Origin of the sequence: Streptomyces aurantiacus, assembly GCF_001418335.1 — a bacterium.
In the GTDB taxonomy this organism is placed as follows: domain Bacteria; phylum Actinomycetota; class Actinomycetes; order Streptomycetales; family Streptomycetaceae; genus Streptomyces; species Streptomyces aurantiacus.
Genome location: NZ_LIPP01000022.1, coordinates 42,037 through 57,932, shown reverse-complemented (window position 1 = coordinate 57,932; position 15,896 = coordinate 42,037). Strand labels below are relative to the sequence as shown.

Here is a 15,896-nt window from a genome sequence, read left to right as displayed (position 1 = left end):
CGTCGTCGGATCCGACGACGATGCGGAGCTTGTCGGTCATGGCGGCTTTCCTCAGTGCTGGTCGAGCGGGTGGTCGGGCAGGACGCCGTGTACGGCGCGGGTGATGAGGGCGAGTGAGTGGGCGCCCGCGTCGGGGGTGCCCAGGGACTTCTCGGCGTGCGGCCGGGCGCGGCCCTTGCGGGGCAGCAGGCCTGCCGTGGCGGCAGCGGCCTTCTCGGCCGTGACGGCGGCGCGCTGCCAGGCCTCGGTGAGCGGGTCACCGGCGGCCGCGGCCTCGGTCAGGGCGTCGGCGAAGGGCACGAGGACGTCGACCATCGTCTTGTCGCCGACCTCGGCCCCGCCCAGGCGGCGTACGGCGTCGGAGGCGTCCGAGACTCCCCGGGCGACCGCCTCGGCGTCCGGCGCGGCCTGGTCGCCGAGTCGCGTACCGAGGGAGCGCAGGATGGTGCCCCACAGGGCGCCGGAGGTGCCGCCGGCCCGGTCGGCCCAGGCGTCTCCGGCGTGGACGAGTACGGTCCCGGCGCCCGCGCCCAGGTCATGGGCGCGGACGGCTGCCCGCAGCGCGGCGGTCGTGCCGCGCCGCATGCCGATGCCGTGGTCGCCGTCGCCTGCCACGGCGTCGATGCGGCCGAGTTCGTCGGCGTGCGTGTCGACGGTGTCGGTGAGCGCGTTCAGGGCCGCGAGGACGGTGGCGGCGGCTGCCCGGGACTGCTCGGTGGCGGCCGGGACGCGGGTGTCGTCCGTGTCCTCGGCGTCCTCGGCGGCGGGGGCCGCCTCGGTGGCCGGCTCCTGCGCGGCCGGGGCGCCCTTGCGGTAGGCGGGTGTGTCGGCCGGTGCCCGCCACAGCTGCTCCAGGCGGTCGTCTAGCCAGGTCAGGGTGAGGGAGACACCGGCCATGTCGAAGCTGGTGACGAGCTCGCCCACCTCGGGGTCGACGATGTCCACGCCCGCGTCGGCGAGGAGTTCGGCGACCTTGCGGTAGACGACGAAGAGTTCCTCGTACTTGACCGAGCCGAGGCCGTTGAGTATCACGGCGGCGCGCTGTCCGGCGGGCGCGGCGACGTCCTCGGGGAGTTCCTTGAGCAGGGCGCCGACCATGAGTCGCGCCGCCTCGTCGGCGGTCGGCAGGGGTTCCTCGCCGATGCCGGGCTCCCCGTGGATGCCGAGGCCGACGGCCATCCGGGCCTCGGGGACAGTGAACAGGGGGTGGTCGGCGCCGGGCAGGGTGCAGCCGGAGAAGGCGATGCCGAAGGAGCGGGTGCGGGCGTTGGCGTGTTCGGCCACGCGCAGGACCTCGGCCAGTGGCAGGCCTTCCTCGGCCGCCGCGGCGGCGGCCTTGAACACCGGCAGGTCGCCCGCGATGCCACGGCGCTTGGCCGACTCGTGGGGCGTGGCGGAGGAGATGTCGTCGGTGACGGCGAACGTACGGGCCTCGATGCCGTCGCCCGCCAGGCGCTCGGCGGCCTGCCCGAAGTGCAGTACGTCGCCCGCGTAGTTGCCGTACATCAGCAGGACGCCGGCGCCGCCGTGAGCGGACCGTGCCACGGAGCGGATCTGCCGCGCGGAGGGCGAGGCGAAGACGTTGCCGACGGCGGCGCCGTGGGCCAGGCCGCGGCCGACCAGTCCGGAGAAGGCCGGGTAGTGGCCCGAGCCGCCGCCGACGACGACGGCGACCTGCCCCGACGGGGTGCCGGCGGCGCGGACGACGCCGCCCGTGACGGGTCGTACCCAGCCGCGGTGGGCGGCGGCGAAGCCTTCGAGTGCCTCGTCGGCGAAGGCCGCGGGGTCGTTGAAGAGCCGGGTCATCGAAGGGCCTCCACGGGCTGGTGCTCTGTCGCGGAGGCCGGTTCACCGGTGCCACCCCGGGCGGACAGCCAGATCATCAGGACGGCGGACAGGAGCATGAAGAAGCCGACCAGGTAGAGCGGGACGTAGTAGTCGCCGGTCCAGTCCTTGAGCCAGCCGGTGATGTAGCTGGACGCGAATCCGGCGACGTTCCCCGCGGTGTTGATCAGGGCGATGCCGGCGGCTGCCGCGGCTCCGGTCAGGAAGCGCGAGGGCAGGGACCAGAAGACGGGCAGGGCCGCGAAGATGGCACACGCGGTCACGGTGATCACGGCGACCGTGGCCGTCGGGGAGCCCATGTAGAGGGCGAGCGGGATGGAGACACCGCCGACCACGGCCGGTCCTGCCACGTGCCAGACGCGGGTGCCGTGCCGGGTGGCGTGGCGCGTCCAGAAGAACAGGACGATCGCGGCGGGCAGGTAGGGGATCGCGGTGATCCAGGCCTTGTCCATCACGCTGAAGGTGGTGCCGTACTGCTCCTGGAAGCCGTTGATGATCGTCGGCAGGAAGAAGGCCAGGGCGTACAGGCCGTAGACGAAGCCGAAGTAGACCATGGCCAGGACCCAGACGCGGCCGCTGCTGAAGGCCGTCCGGAGGTCGCCCTTGGCGTGCTTGCTCTCGTGACCCGTCTTCTGCGCGTTCTCCGCGGCGAGTTCGTCGGTCAGCCACGCGCGCTCGGCGGGCGTGAGCCACTTGGCGTCGGCGGGCCGGTCGATGAGGTAGAACCACGCGACGACGCCCAGAACGATGGCGGGGATGGAGACGAACAGGAACATCACGCGCCAGCCCTCAAGGCCGAACAGTCCGTGCCTGCCGATGAGCCAGCCGGCCAGCGGGGCGCCGAGTACGGTCGTCAGCGGCTGCGCCAGATAGAAGAGCCCGAGGATCTTGGTGCGGTGCCGCGAGGGCACCCACTGGCTGAGGAAGAGGATCGCGCCCGGGAAGAAGCCCGCCTCCGCCACGCCGAGCAGGAAGCGCAGGGTGTAGAGCTGGCCGGTGCTGTCCACCCAGGTGAACAGGAGCGAGACGATGCCCCAGGTCACCATGATGCGGGCCAGCCAGCGGCGGGCCCCGAAGCGGTGCAGGGCCATGTTGCTGGGGACTTCCAGCACGATGTAACCGAGGAAGAAGATCCCGGAGGCGAAGCCGAACTGTGCCGCGGTGAGGGCGAGGTCCTGCCCCATGCCGTTCGGCTCGGCGAATGAAACGGCTGTGCGGTCCAGGTAGTTCACGAAGAACATCAGTGCCACGAACGGCACGAGACGGACTGAGACCTTCTTGATGGCAGTTCTTTCGACTGCCGCGGATGGCGCGTCGGCAACCATGGCGACTCCTCGGCTCGCCCGGACAGCTCCGTCCGGGGTGGGTCAGGCCGGACGGCTCGCCGCACAGGCGGCCGACCGGAACGGTTTCACGCTATGCCGACGACTCAAATTGGTCACCAATTTACCAATGTGAGGACGGTCTCACATCCGACCCTCTCTCAACCCTTGACAAACCCATCGACAAACCCACCGGCAGACCCGCCTTCGACGCGGGAGAACCGGCTGGTCAGCTCCTTGACCGCCGCATCTGGTTGACTGGTGACCGTGACCAGTCAGTCCGATGAGCAGACCCCCGCGGCCGCCCCCGACCTTGCGCGGTTGCTGCGTCCCGTGGTGCGTGAGTCCTCCGTCAGCGAGGTCGCCAAGCGGCTCCTCGACCACCTCTCGGCGGGCGACATCAAGCCCGGCACCCGGCTGCCCGCCGAGCGCCAGCTCGCCGAGGCTTTGGGCGTCGCCCGCTCCAGCGTCCGCGGCGCCCTGTCCGCCCTGGACGTGCTCGGCATCATCGAGATCCGCCCCGGCTCCGGCTCGTACGTGCGCGAGGGGACCTCGGAGTTCCTGCCCCGGGCGATCAACTGGGGCCTGATGCTTGGGCAGCGGCGTACGCAGGACCTGGTGGAGGTGCGCACCTACCTGGAAGCGGTGTCCGCGCGGCTGGCCGCGGAACGCGCGACGGACGAGGACCTGACACTCCTGGAGGAGCACCTGCGGCAGATGCGCGCGGCCGGCGGCGACGCCAAGGCGTTCATCGACGCCGACATCGACTTCCACCTGGAGATGGCCCGCATCGCGCGCAACAGCGTGCTCAGCGACATCCTGCACAGCATCCGCGCGCTGCTGCAGGTGTGGATGGAACGCGTCAGCGACATCGAGGGCACGGTCAGCGGCACCCTGTGCGAACACGACGCGATCCTCCAGGCCGTCCGCGCCCACGACCCCGAGGCCGCGGACCGGGCCATGGCGGAACACATGCGGATGGCCAGCCGCCGGCTGCGGGAGTCCGTGGAGAACGAGTCAGGTGGAAACTAGTCGGCCGCGGTTTCGTTGGCTGCGGGCCGGTGGGGGCTGGCCCAAAAGATTGCGCAGTTCCCCGCGCCCCTGAAAGGGGCGCGGGGAACTGCGCGACCAGCCACATACGGCCGGCAGACGAAAACCCCGTCGCGTCACCCCGGCCCGGCCGCTACCGTGCTCGCGTGATGACCTGCGACGACGTGCTTTTCATTCTCGGCATACTGCGGGACGCAGACGTCTGGGTCGGCGGCGGCTGGGGCATCGACTCGCTGGTCGGGGAGCAGACCCGGCCGCACCGCGACCTGGATCTGATGCACCGACAGGACCAGGAGCCGGCCGTCGTGGCGGCGCTGACGGCCGCCGGGTTCGTCGAGACGCTCGACCGGCGCCCCGTGCGGTTCGTGGTCGCCGACCCGCACGGCCGCGAGATCGACCTCCACCCGCTGGCCTTCGCGGCGGACGGGTCAGCGGTGCAGGCCTCCCTCGACCCGCACCGCCCGTTCGTCTACCCCGCCGCGTGCTTCGTGAGCGGCACGATCCGGGGGACCTCAGTCCCGTGCCTTTCCGCCGAGCAGCAGGTCTACTTCCACCAGGGGTACGAACCCGCCGACCGCGACCTTCACGACATGGCTCAGCTCCGGCGGGTCTTCGGCGTCGCCACTCACTTCTGAGCGCGCAGCCATACCGCCGTGTCGGAGGGCAGCCTCCCGTCGGTGTCCAGTGGGCCGCTGGAGAGCAGGATCTGCGTGTGGGCCGGCAGGGCGGCCGGGGTGTCGGCCAGGTTCGCCACGCAGATCAGGTCCGGGGAGCGGCGGAAGGTGAGGACGCCGTCGGAACCATCAGAACCATCGGAACCATCGGAGGAGGACAGCCAGCGCAGGGGGCCGTCGCCGAGGGCCGGGTCGGCGCGGCGCAGCTCCAGTGCGGCGCGGTAGAGGTTCAGCATGGAGCCGGGGTCGGCGGCCTGGCGGTCGGCGGCGTAGGCGGACCAGCCCTCGGGCTGCGGCAGCCAGGGTTCGGTGCGGGAGCCGAAACCGGCGTACGGGGCGTCGGCCGTCCACGGCAGCGGGACACGGCAGCCGTCGCGGCCCGGGTCGGTGCCGCCGGAGCGGAAGTGCATCGGGTCCTGGATGCGGTCCCGGGGGATCTCCGCCTCGGGCAGGCCCAGTTCCTCGCCCTGGTAGATGTAGACGGAGCCGGGCAGGGCGAGGGTCAGGAGGGCGGCGGCGCGGGCGCGCCGGGTGCCGAGCCGCAGGTCGGCCGGGGTGCCGAAGGTCTTGGTGGCGAAGTCGAACCCTGTGTCCTGCCTGCCGTAGCGGGTGGCCGTGCGGGTGACGTCGTGGTTGCACAGCACCCAGGTGGCGGGGGCGCCGACCGGCGCGTGCTCGGCGAGGGTGTCGTCGATGGCGGCGCGCAGCCGGACCGCGTCCCACGGGCACGACAGGAACGAGAAGTTGAACGCGGTGTGCAGTTCGTCGGGGCGCAGGTAGCGGGCGAAGCGTTCGGAGTCCGGCAGCCACACCTCGCCGACGAAGACGCCGTCGTACTCGTCGGCGATCCGGCGCCAGGAGCGGTAGATCTCGTGCAGGTCGTCGCGGTCGATGTACGGGTGGGGGTCGCGGCCCTCCACGAAGTCGGGCAGGTCGGGGTCCTTGGCGGGCAGGGCCGCGGAGTCGATGCGTACGCCGGCCACCCCGCGCTCGAACCAGAACCGCAGCACCTCCTCGTGTTCCTCCCGCACGGCGGGGTGGGCCCAGTTGAGGTCGGGCTGCTCCGGAGTGAACAGGTGCAGGTACCACTCGCCGTCCTCGACCCGGGTCCAGGTCCGGCCGGAGAACTGGGACGGCCAGTCGTTGGGCGGGAGTTCGCCGTGTTCGCCGCGGCCGGGGCGGAAGTGGAAGAGCTTGCGCTCGGGGCTGCCGGGGCCCGCGGCGAGCGCGGCGCGGAACCAGGCGTGCTGGTCGGAGACATGGTTGGGCACGATGTCCACGATGGTGCGGATGCCCAGCTCGCGGGCCTCGACGATCAGCCGCTCGGCCTCGTCCAGGTCGCCGAAGGCGGGGTCGATGGTGCGGTAGTCGGCGACGTCGTAGCCGCCGTCGGCGAGCGGGGACAGGTACCAGGGGGTGAACCAGATCGCGTCGACGCCCAGTTCGGCGAGGTAGGGCAATCTCGACCGTACGCCCGCGAGGTCCCCGGTGCCGTCGCCGTCGCCGTCGGCGAAGCTGCGCGGGTACACCTGGTAGATGGCGGCACCGCGCCACCAGTCGTCGGTGTGGCCGGGGGTCGTACCGGGCTGAGGGGCTGCCACGTGTCGGTCCTTTCGGGGCAGGGGTGGTTCTCCGCCGCCGCCCCGGACAGCGAGGCGTCGGGAACGGGGCGGCGGCGGAGGATCGGTGGGGATCGGTGCACGTGCTCGGTCAGCCCTTGAGGCCGCCCGCCGTCAGTCCGCTCATGATGTTGCGCTGGAAGACGAGGAACAGGATGAGCGTGGGCAGGGACGCGATGGTCAGTGAGGCGATCAGCACGTTCTCGGGCACGCTGGTGGCGAGTGAGTAGATGCCGACGGCGAGGGTCTGCTTCGACGGGTCGGGCAGGACCAGCATCGGCCAGAGGAAGTCCTTCCAGACGCCGACGACGGCGAAGATGGACACGACGCCGAGGATGGGCCGGGAGACCGGCAGCACGATGGACCACAGGACGCGCAGCGGGCCCGCGCCGTCCATCGACGCCGCGTCGAGCAGTTCCTTGGGGATCGAGTCGAAGAACCGCTTGAGCAGGAAGATGTTGAAGGCGTTGGTGACCGAGGGGAGCCAGATCGCCCAGGGCGAGTTCAGCAGGTTGCGCTGGACGATCGGCATGTCAAGGGCGGTGAGGTACTGCGGTACGACGAGGACGGTCGCCGGGATCATCAGGGTGGCGAGCATCAGGCCCAGGATCACCTTGCCGAGTACGGGCCGCAGCTTGGACAGCGAGTAGGCGGCGGCCACGTCGAACACCAGCTGGAAGGCGAGCGCGCCGAAGGCGTAGTAGAGGGTGTTGAGCAGGAGCTTGGCCAGGTCCATCACCTCCCAGGCGCGCTGGTAGTTGTCCGGATGGACGGATCCCGGCACCCAGGTGGGCGGGGTCTGGACGGCTTCCTGGGTGGTCTTGAGCCCGCTGGACACCATCCAGTACAGCGGGCCGAGGAAGGCCAGCGTGAACAGCACGACGACGACCGCGAAGCACACCCAGTACAGGCGCTTGCCGCGCGGGCGGGCCAGTTGGGCGGGTGAGATGAGCGTGCGAGTGGACATGTCTGCGTCTCCCCCGGTCCTAGTCCTGCTCGTCGCGGTTGAATCTGGTGTACGCGGCCGAGAAGCCGGCCAGCAGTACGAGCAGGAGCAGGCCGAGCGCCGCCGCGGCGCCGTAGTTGTTGAAGTTGAAGGCGTACTGGTAGATGAGGTACACGACGGTGGTGGTGGACCCCTCGGGTCCCGCGCCGCCGGTGAGCAGGAACGGCTCGATGAAGACCTGCATGGTGGCGATGATCTGCATGAGGAGCATCAGCAGCAGGATGAGCCTGGTCTGCGGCACGGTGACGTGCCACACCTTGCGCAGCAGGCCCGCGCCGTCGAGCTCCGCCGCCTCGTACAGTTCGCCCGGTACGCCCTGGAGTGCGGCGAGGTAGATCAGGGTCGCGCCGCCCATGTTCATCCAGGTCGAGGCGACGACCACGGAGAGCATGGCGGTGTCGGGGTCCTGGAGCCACTGCTGGGCGGGGACGCCGAAGACGCCGAGCACCTCGTTGAACATGCCGTACCCGGGGTCGTACAGGTACTTGAAGAGCAGGACCGACGCGGTCGGCGGGAGCATCACCGGCAGGTAGACCAGCAGTCTCAAGTAGCCCTGGCCGTGCCGGAATTCGTTGATGACCAGGGCGGTGACGAACGGTACGACGAAGCCGAGGAGCAGCGCGAGGACGGTGAACCACAGGGTGTTGCGCCAGGCCTGGCCGAAGGCCGGGTCGTTCCAGACGGTGACGAAGTTGTCCCAGCCGACCCAGCTGACGTCGCCGTCCTCGGTCTTCTGGAAGGCGAGGAGGAACTCCCGGACGATCGGGTACCAGGAGAAGAAGGCGAAGCAGATCACCGCGCCGATGAGGAAGCCGTGGGCGGTGAGGTTGCGTCGCAGGCTCTTGCCGAAGCCGCCGTCGGTCAGGTGCGGGGCGCCGGCGCGGGGCCTGCGGGGGCGGCGGTCCTTGACCGCCGGGTCCTTGGTGAGGGTGGGGGCCGACATGTCTCGCTCCTTGACGTGCTGCGGTGCCGTCGGACGGATCGGGTCCGGGCACGATGCCGTGGGAGGCCGGGCTCCAGGGGGCCGCCCGACAACGGTGGCGCGCGGGCGGCCGGGCGGTGGTGGCACCGCCCGGCCGCTGCTTGGTCACTGGGTGGCGAGAACCTGGTTCACCTGGGACTCGGCGGTGGTCAGGAGCTTGTCGATGTCGGCGTCCTTGTTGGTGAGGATGCCCGACATGACGTTGTCGAGGACCTTGTAGATCTCCTGGGCCTTCGGCGGTTCGGCCTTGCCCGGGACCGGGTTGTCGGTGAACGCCTTGAAGTTCTCCACCGGCATGGTGGCGAACTCCTTGCGGGCGGCGTCGTCCTTGGTCTTGGAGCCGTTCAGCCACAGGTTCGGCTGCGGGAGCCCCACGGGCAGGTCGTCCGCCTTGTGACGCTTCCAGTCGTACTGTCCCTTGCCGACCGTGGTGAACTTGAAGTTCAGCCAGGCGACGGCGGCCTTGACCTTGTCGGCCGAGATGCCCTGCTTGATCATGTAGTTGTTGCCGCCGGCGAGGGTGTTCTCACCGCCGGGGATCGGGCCCATTCCGAAGTTGTCGTACTTGGCGCCGAGTTGCTGGACCATGTACGTGACGTCGTCGGGCGCGGCGAGGAACATGCCCAGCTTGTCGGTGGCGATCTGCTTCTGGAGGTCGCCCCACTTCAGCAGCTGGGTCTTGCCCATGGAGTCGTCGTCCCAGCGCATGGCGTGGATGTTCTCGGCGACCTGCTTGCCGATGTCGCTGTTGAAGGCGGCCTTCTTGCCGCTCGCGTCGACGACGTCGCCGCCGAGGCTGTACATCTGCGCGGTGAAGTGCCAGCCGCCGGTGTTGGCCGCGCTGTACTCGCCGAAGCCCGACACACCATCGCCGAGGTCCGCGATCTTCTTGGCCGCGGTGCGGACGTCGTCCCAGGTCTTCGGCGGGGCGTCCGGGTCGAGGCCGGCCTCCTTGAAGAGCTTGCGGTTGATGAGCAGGCCCATACGGTAGTTGCTGGTGGGCAGGCCGTAGAGCTTGCCGTCCTTCTTCAGGGAGCCGAGGACGTCGGGGTCGATGTCCTTCAGCAGCGGGACGCTCTTGTCGTTGACGTACGCGGTGATGTCCTGGGCGCCGTCGTTGTCGAGGACCTGGGGCAGGTCGGTGAAGTAGGTGTAGAACACGTCGGGTTGGGACTTCGCCTTGAGCATCGCGGTGAAGCGCGGCGGCTCCAGGCACTGTCCCGGCGTGGAGCGCCCCTTGACGGTGACGTTCGGGTACGTCTTGTTGAACTCCTTGACGTCCTCGTTCCACTGCTTGAGCTCGGCCGCCTTCGCCGCGGGGGGCATGCAGTCGATGGTGATGGACACCTTGGTCTTCGGGTCCAGCGGTGCGGCGGGATCGGCTTTCGCGCTGTTGCCTGAGCCGTTGTCGCCGTCGCCGTCGTCGCTGCTGCTCGTACCGCAGGCGGCGAGTGCCGTCAGCGTGAGCGCGGAGGCGAGGGTGACCGCGCCGGCGCGGCGGGTGCGGCGGAACCGAGCTCTACTCATGGGTGGTCCCCTTCGGGCATGAACGTGGAAGGCGCCCTCATCGCCGGTGCGATGTGGGGCGCCGCACACTCAACCACCACGAACAGATGACCGCAATATCTCGCGCAGCTTTCGTAAATGTTTGACAGAAGGACGTATAGGCATGATCTCCGGGAGGGGTACGAACGCAAGTCGGAGCCCGCGGCTATCCCCGCGGGGCCTGCGTCGTCGAGCCCCGGACCACCAGCTCCGGCTCGAACAGGAGCTCGCCGGGCTGGACCTCGCTGCCCTGGATCTGCGCGCACAGCAGGTCCACGGCGGCGCGCCCCATGGCTTCGACGGGCTGGCGCACCGTGGTCAGCGGGGGCTCGGTGCAGTTCATGAAGGCGGAGTCGTCGTAGCCGACGACGGAGACCTGCTCGGGCACCGCGAGGCCACGCCTGCGGGCGGCGCGGATGGCGCCGAGCGCGAGCGGATCGCTGGCGCAGATGACACCGGTGACACCGCGTGCCAGCAGGCGGTTCGTCGCCGCCTGGCCGCCCTCCAGGGAGAACATCGACCGCTCCACGTACGCGTCGGGCAGGGGCCTGCCGGCCGCCTCGGCGGCGGCCCGGGCGGCGGCCAGCTTGCGCCGTGAGGGGATGTGGTCGCCGGGGCCGAGGACCACGCCGATGCGCTCGTGCCCCAGGAGGGTGAGGTGGCGCCACGCCTGCTCGACCGCGACGGCGTCGTCGCAGGAGACACAGGGGAAGTCGAGCCCCTCGATGGGGGCGTTGATCAGCACGACCGGGATGCGCCGTTCGGCGAGCTGCCGGTAGTGGTCGTGCGGCGCGTCCGCCTGCGCGAACAGGCCGCCGCCCGCGAACACCACGCCGGACACGTGCTGTTGGAGCAGCAGCTCGACGTAGTCCGCCTCGGAGACACCGCCCTTGGTCTGGGTGCACAGCACCGGGGTAAGCCCCTGCTGGGCCAGCGCACCGCCGATGACCTCCGCGAACAGGGGGAAGATCGGGTTCTGCAGTTCGGGCAGGACCAGGCCGACCAGCCGCGCGCGCTCGCCGCGCAGCTGGGTGGGACGCTCGTAGCCGAGGACGTCCAGCGCGGTGAGCACGGACTGCCGGGTGGCGTCCGAGACTCCGGGCTTGCCGTTGAGGACCCGGCTGACCGTGGCCTCGCTGACTCCTACCTTCTTGGCTACCTGAGCAAGTCGTCGCGTCATGAGCGCAAGGCTAGCGCAAGCCGCGCAAGCGGCTTGCGCCAACCTTGTCGTCTCCCTTCAGTCCGCTCGTCGGTCCACGTCAGGGATTGATGTTGATCTTGAAGGTGGAGGTGGTGTTGCGGATGTCCACGGCGTTGCCGTCGAAGCGCAGGCCGTTGAAGGTGACCTCACCGACCGCCAGCCCCTGACCCGCTTCCGGCAGCTCGTTGGCCCACAGTCCGAAGCCGGACTTCGCGTCGTAGGCGTCCCCGCTCTTGCGGGCGCCCGAGATCGAGATGTCCGTGAGGACGGTGTCCTTGATCGGGTTGATCGGCCGCCCACCGCTGTCGTACTGGGTCTGGAACATGATCCCGCTGTATGTGGGATCCACGATGTCCACGTCGTTGACGCGGATGCCCTGGAAGACCTTCGAGGCGGAGAACAGCCAGATGCCGGGGAAGGTCTGGTTGCCCCAGAAATGGCCGCCGGAGCGGACCACCGAGACGTTCTCGACGGTCGTGGGAGAGGTGCCGAACCCGTTCATCGGATAGCCGAAGTCCAGAGAACTGATCGTGATGCCCGAGTAGACCAGGGTGTCGGCGATGTGGATGTTGCGGAAGGTGTTGTCGTAGCCGCCGTAGACGGCGACGCCCGCGGCCCGCCAGGTGAGAATCGAGGTCAGGTTCTCATAGAGGTTGTCCTTCATGTCGGCGCCGCCCGCGTCGATCGCGGAGAACAGCGCGAAGCTGTCGTCGCCGGAGGCCCGGGACTCGTTGTTGACCACGCGGTTGTCCGTCGAGCCGTTGGTCATGTTGATGCCGTCGGCGAACGTGTTGCGGATGCGCGCGTCGCTGATCGTCACACGGTCGGTGTTGGCTCCCCAGTAGAGGCAGATCATGTGCTCGGTCCAGGTGTTGTCGATGACCATGTCCGACACATTGGCGAAGTCGAACACCTTGCCGGGGCCGTCGATGCGGGAGGTGTAGTTGCCGAAGTAGGCGAAGTTGCGGAACGAGGAGCCCTTCGCGGAGTTCTCGGCCCGGAAGCCGATGTCGGTGTTGTCCTGGCCCGACGGAGCGTGGAACTGCGTGTACCAGGGCCCGGCGCCGACCACCTGCACGGCCTTGCCGTACACCTGGAACTTGCTCGACGTCTCGTAGTCGCCCGGCGGCAGGTAGACACCGGTGAGCTTGCCCGTGGTGTCCATACGGACGCGGTCCAGGGCGTTCTGCACGTCCTGGTGGCTGAAGCCGGCCGGGACGGCGTACGCGGCCGGGTCCGGGTTGGCGACCGGCGCGACCTGTTCCAGGCTGACGAAGTCGATCGCGTACGTGGAGGTGTTGGCCGTGTCCTTCTGCAGCCGGATCTTCGCCCCCTCCGGGACGGTCTCGCCCAGCATCAGGTGCGCCTCGTCGTAGATGTGGCGCGGCGCCCCCGCGGACGGGGAGTTGCCGGGACCCGACTCGGCGCCGTACAGCCAGGCGTACTTCGAGGTGAGCGGCAGCGCCTTGCGGAAGGTGCCGTTGACGTAGACGTTGAGGGTCGTGTCGATCCCGCCGCCGCCCGCGGCGTCCGGCACGGAGAAGCGGGTGACCAGTGTGTTGGTGGCCGCCTTGGTGGTGAACTCCACGTACTGGCCGGTGCTGTTGAGGGTGACCGCCTTGCGGCCCGACGCCTCGCCCGCGAGGTCGCCGACGGTCCGGTTGGGTCCCACGGTGGCCGCGCCGCCGCCGGTCGTGCCGTCCTCCGCCTCGTACATGTCGTAGGGCATGTTGGCGCCGCGTCCGACGAACAGGGGCTGGGTGGCGGTGTTGTTCTCCCGTTTGACCGGCAGTTCGTTGGCGTCGGCGGCGACGGTGGTGCGTACCGTGTACGAGCCGTTGGCGGCGGTCCAGGTGCCCACCGTGACGGCGCCGGTGGTGGCGCCGGCGGCGATCGTGCCGTCGTGGGAGCCGGTCAGGGTCCGTACGGTGGCGCCCTTGGAGTCGACCAGCGCGACGGTGATGCCGTGCCCGCCGCCCTCCGAGGCGGTGGTGCCCTGGTTGCGCACGGCGACCTTGAAGGTGACGGTGTCGCCGTCCGCCGGGCCGGACGGGGAGGTGGTCAGCACCGGCACGAGGTCGGAACTGCTGACCGGGCGTACGACGAGTGAAGTGGGGCTGGTGTAGGTGTTGTTGGTCTCGTTCTGCTCGATGACCGCGCCGGCGTCGTCGGCGACCGCACTGAGCTGGTAGGTGCCCGCGTCCCGTGCGCCGATGGACGCGCTGACGGTGCGCTGCGCTCCGGCCGCGAGGGTGCCGACGGCCGCGGTGGCGACCTTGCTGCCGCCCAGGCGCAGTGCGACGGCGCTGGCGGGTGCGGCGCTCTCGCCGCTGTTGCGGACGGTGGCGGTGAGGGTGATCTCGTCGGACTCGACCGGTGCGGCCGGCGCGGCGCTCAGCTCGGTGACCTCCAGGTCGGGGTTGGGTGCGGCGGTGCCGATCACCTGGAACTCGGCGAGCTGCCCGGCCGGGGCGCCCGTGTTGGACGTGAAGCGCAGCTGTACGTCGGCCACGCGCGCGGTGACGGGCACGGTCACGGTGTTGCCGCCGGCCGGGTTGAACGCGTAGTCCTTCGCGGCGACCAGGTTGCTGTAGCCGGTGGCGTCCTGTTCCCGGCCGAGGACCTGGATGTTCTGGGTCCTGGCGCCCCAGGCGCTGTCCGGGTTGAGCTTGAGGACGAGCGAGGAGACGTCGGCGTTCGCACCGAGCTTCACGGTGAGGGTGGCGGGGTGGCCGGAGCCCTCCCAGTAGGTGGCTGTGCTGTTGTCGTTGGCGTTCTCGGCGACGAAGGTGTGCACGGTCGAGGAGGCCGCGATCGGCTTGCCGACCGCCAGGTTGGATCCGGGCCCCGAAGTGCCGTTGCGGGTCACGGTGTTGCTGTCGCCGGACACGTTCCCCGCAGCGTCCTTGGCGCGCACGAAGTAGGAGACCGTGGCACTCGCGGAGCGGTTGTCGGTGTACGTGGTGACCGTGCCGCCGACGGTGGTGAGCAGGTTGTTGTTGGCGTACACCTCGTAGCCGCTCACGCCGGTGTTGTCGCTCGATGCGTTCCAGGCGAGCCTGATCTGTCCGGCGGCCGGTTCGGTGAGGGCCAGGTTCGCGGGTGCCGTGGGTGCCTGGGTGTCACCTGTCTCACCGCGGCGGGTGACGGTGTTGCTGTTCCCTGAGGCGTTCCCCGCGGCGTCCTTGGCGCGCACGAAGTAGGAGACCGTGGCACTGGCGGGCCGGTTGTCGGTGTACGTGGTGACCGTGCCCGCGACGGTGGTGAGCAGTTCGTTGTCGGCGTACACGTCGTAGCCGGTGACACCGGTGTTGTCGTCGGACGCCTTCCAGGTCAGCCTGATCTGACCGGTGGCGGGCTCGGTGAGGGCCAGGTCCGCCGGGGCGCTCGGCGCCTCGGTGTCGCCGGTCGCCGGGCCGTAGACCTCCAGTTCGGACAACTGGGCCGCGGGCTGCGCGGTGTTGGCGGTCACCAGGACCCGTACGTACCGGGTGGTGGTCGCGTCGAAGGAGATCGTCACCGAGTTGCCGTCGCCCGGGGCGAACGCGTAGGCCTTGGCGGCGGTCAGGTCGGAGAAGCCGGTGCCGTTGGCGCTGCCCTGGATCTTCAGGGTCTGGCTGCGGGCTCCCCAGCCGTCGGGCAGGCGCAGCACCACCCGGTCGACCCGCAGGGAGGAGGCCAGGTCGGCCTGGATCCACTGCGGCAGGTCGTTGTTGCGGCTCTCCCAGTAGCTGGCCTTGTTGCCGTCGGCCGCGTTGGCCGGCACATAGGTCTCCTGGTGACTGGCCGCGGTGAGCGTCCGGCCGCGGGCCAGGTTGGCCGAGGAGTCACCGGCCTCGCGGACCTCCAGCTCGGCGAGCTGGGCGGCCTGCCACCCGGTGTTGGCGGTGATCTCGATCCGTACGTGACGTGCTTGTGCGGCGGGGAAGTTCACGGTCACGGTGTTGGCGCTGCCGGGGCTGAAGGTGTAGGACGCGGAGGTCTTCAGCGTGGTGAAGCTCGTGCCGTCCGCGCTGCCCTGGACGGACAGGGTCTGGCTGCGGCTCTCCCAGCCGGCCGGCAGTCTCAGCACCACCTCGTCCACGCGGGCGGTGGCGCCCAGGTCCGTCTGGACCCACTGGGGAAGGCTGCTCCCGGCGCTCTGCCAGTACGTTCCCTGATCGCCGTCGGTGATGTTGCGGGCGGCGTAGTCGGCGTGCGAGCTGCCCGCGGTGGCGGGCCGTCCGGCGGCGAGGTCGGGCCCGGCTGCCGCCGTCGCGGCGGCGGTCAGCGACGGCAGGCCCAGCAGGAGCAGAGCGGTCGTGAGGACGGCGGCTGTCCACCGCCATCTGCGGCGTTGCGGTCTCATGTGTCCCCGATCTCCGTCCCGGTCCGGATGTGGGCGGTCCCGGGGCGGCTGGGTGGATGGGTGTGCGTGGGGGGTCGGTAACCAGGGGGTCGACACATCGCGCTTCAATGTGCGGCGGAGTAGCTGTCTTTTGCGACGATCGATCAGAGAGTTGCAGACGTCTGACGGTACGTCTATGGCGTGAACACGCCTAAAACGCGGCTCCGCCCGGCTCCCACGCCAGCTGAGCCACCGGGCCAGCGACTTTCGCGCGGACTGTCGGAAAAACGCAAGTCAGACCGCAAGCGACGCAAGTCGCTTTCAC

The 15,896-nt window shown here is 69.9% G+C and carries 10 protein-coding genes; 2 read left to right on the top strand and 8 right to left on the bottom strand.

Translation table 11 applies throughout. The features are described 5' to 3' along the window. Window positions 1–51: 51 nt before the first annotated feature. Both AOK01_RS03060 and AOK01_RS03055 read right to left on the bottom strand, forming a co-directional pair. Window positions 52–1,806 (bottom strand): dihydroxyacetone kinase family protein, encoded by a 1,755-nt coding sequence (locus AOK01_RS03060; RefSeq protein WP_055508081.1) that lies wholly within the window; start codon window positions 1,804–1,806, stop codon window positions 52–54. Beyond that, the gene (locus AOK01_RS03055) at window positions 1,803–3,170 is read right to left on the bottom strand and encodes an MFS transporter (RefSeq protein ID WP_055508079.1); all 1,368 of its coding nucleotides are present in this window, start codon (window positions 3,168–3,170) and stop codon (window positions 1,803–1,805) included. Before AOK01_RS03055 ends, AOK01_RS03060 begins: the two co-directional genes overlap by 4 nt. Before the next feature lie 258 nt (window positions 3,171–3,428). On the opposite strand from AOK01_RS03055, the gene AOK01_RS03050 reads away from it, so the two are divergent. Beyond that, window positions 3,429–4,199, top strand: a complete 771-nt coding sequence (locus tag AOK01_RS03050) for a FadR/GntR family transcriptional regulator (RefSeq protein WP_055508077.1) — start codon at window positions 3,429–3,431, stop codon at window positions 4,197–4,199. Window positions 4,200–4,366: 167 nt separating this feature from the next. Continuing rightward, the gene (locus AOK01_RS03045) at window positions 4,367–4,852 is read left to right on the top strand and encodes a nucleotidyltransferase domain-containing protein (RefSeq protein WP_213862046.1); all 486 of its coding nucleotides are present in this window, start codon (window positions 4,367–4,369) and stop codon (window positions 4,850–4,852) included. Here AOK01_RS03045 and AOK01_RS03040 read toward each other — a convergent pair. The 6 genes from AOK01_RS03040 to AOK01_RS03015 all read right to left on the bottom strand — a co-directional run bounded on the left by AOK01_RS03040 (window position 4,843) and on the right by AOK01_RS03015 (window position 15,592). Then, a complete protein-coding gene (locus AOK01_RS03040) occupies window positions 4,843–6,492 on the bottom strand; it encodes a glycoside hydrolase family 13 protein (RefSeq protein ID WP_055508072.1) in 1,650 nt (549 codons plus the stop codon). The genes AOK01_RS03045 and AOK01_RS03040 overlap by 10 nt on opposite strands. A gap of 109 nt (window positions 6,493–6,601) precedes the next feature. Next, a complete protein-coding gene (locus AOK01_RS03035; RefSeq protein WP_055508070.1) occupies window positions 6,602–7,477 on the bottom strand; it encodes a carbohydrate ABC transporter permease in 876 nt (291 codons plus the stop codon). A gap of 19 nt (window positions 7,478–7,496) precedes the next feature. Beyond that, entirely contained in the window at window positions 7,497–8,459 is a 963-nt protein-coding gene (locus AOK01_RS03030; protein WP_055508069.1) for a carbohydrate ABC transporter permease, read from the bottom strand. A gap of 144 nt (window positions 8,460–8,603) precedes the next feature. After that, the gene (locus AOK01_RS03025; RefSeq protein ID WP_055508067.1) at window positions 8,604–10,025 is read right to left on the bottom strand and encodes an ABC transporter substrate-binding protein; all 1,422 of its coding nucleotides are present in this window, start codon (window positions 10,023–10,025) and stop codon (window positions 8,604–8,606) included. 184 nt (window positions 10,026–10,209) lie between these two features. Next, window positions 10,210–11,223 carry a LacI family DNA-binding transcriptional regulator gene (locus AOK01_RS03020; RefSeq protein WP_055508065.1) on the bottom strand — a complete coding sequence of 338 codons (1,014 nt, stop codon included), beginning with the start codon at window positions 11,221–11,223 and terminating at the stop codon, window positions 10,210–10,212. Window positions 11,224–11,302: 79 nt separating this feature from the next. After that, complete coding sequence (locus AOK01_RS03015) at window positions 11,303–15,592, bottom strand: discoidin domain-containing protein (protein WP_107099716.1); 4,290 nt, start codon at window positions 15,590–15,592, stop codon at window positions 11,303–11,305. Between the last annotated feature and the right edge of the window lie 304 nt (window positions 15,593–15,896).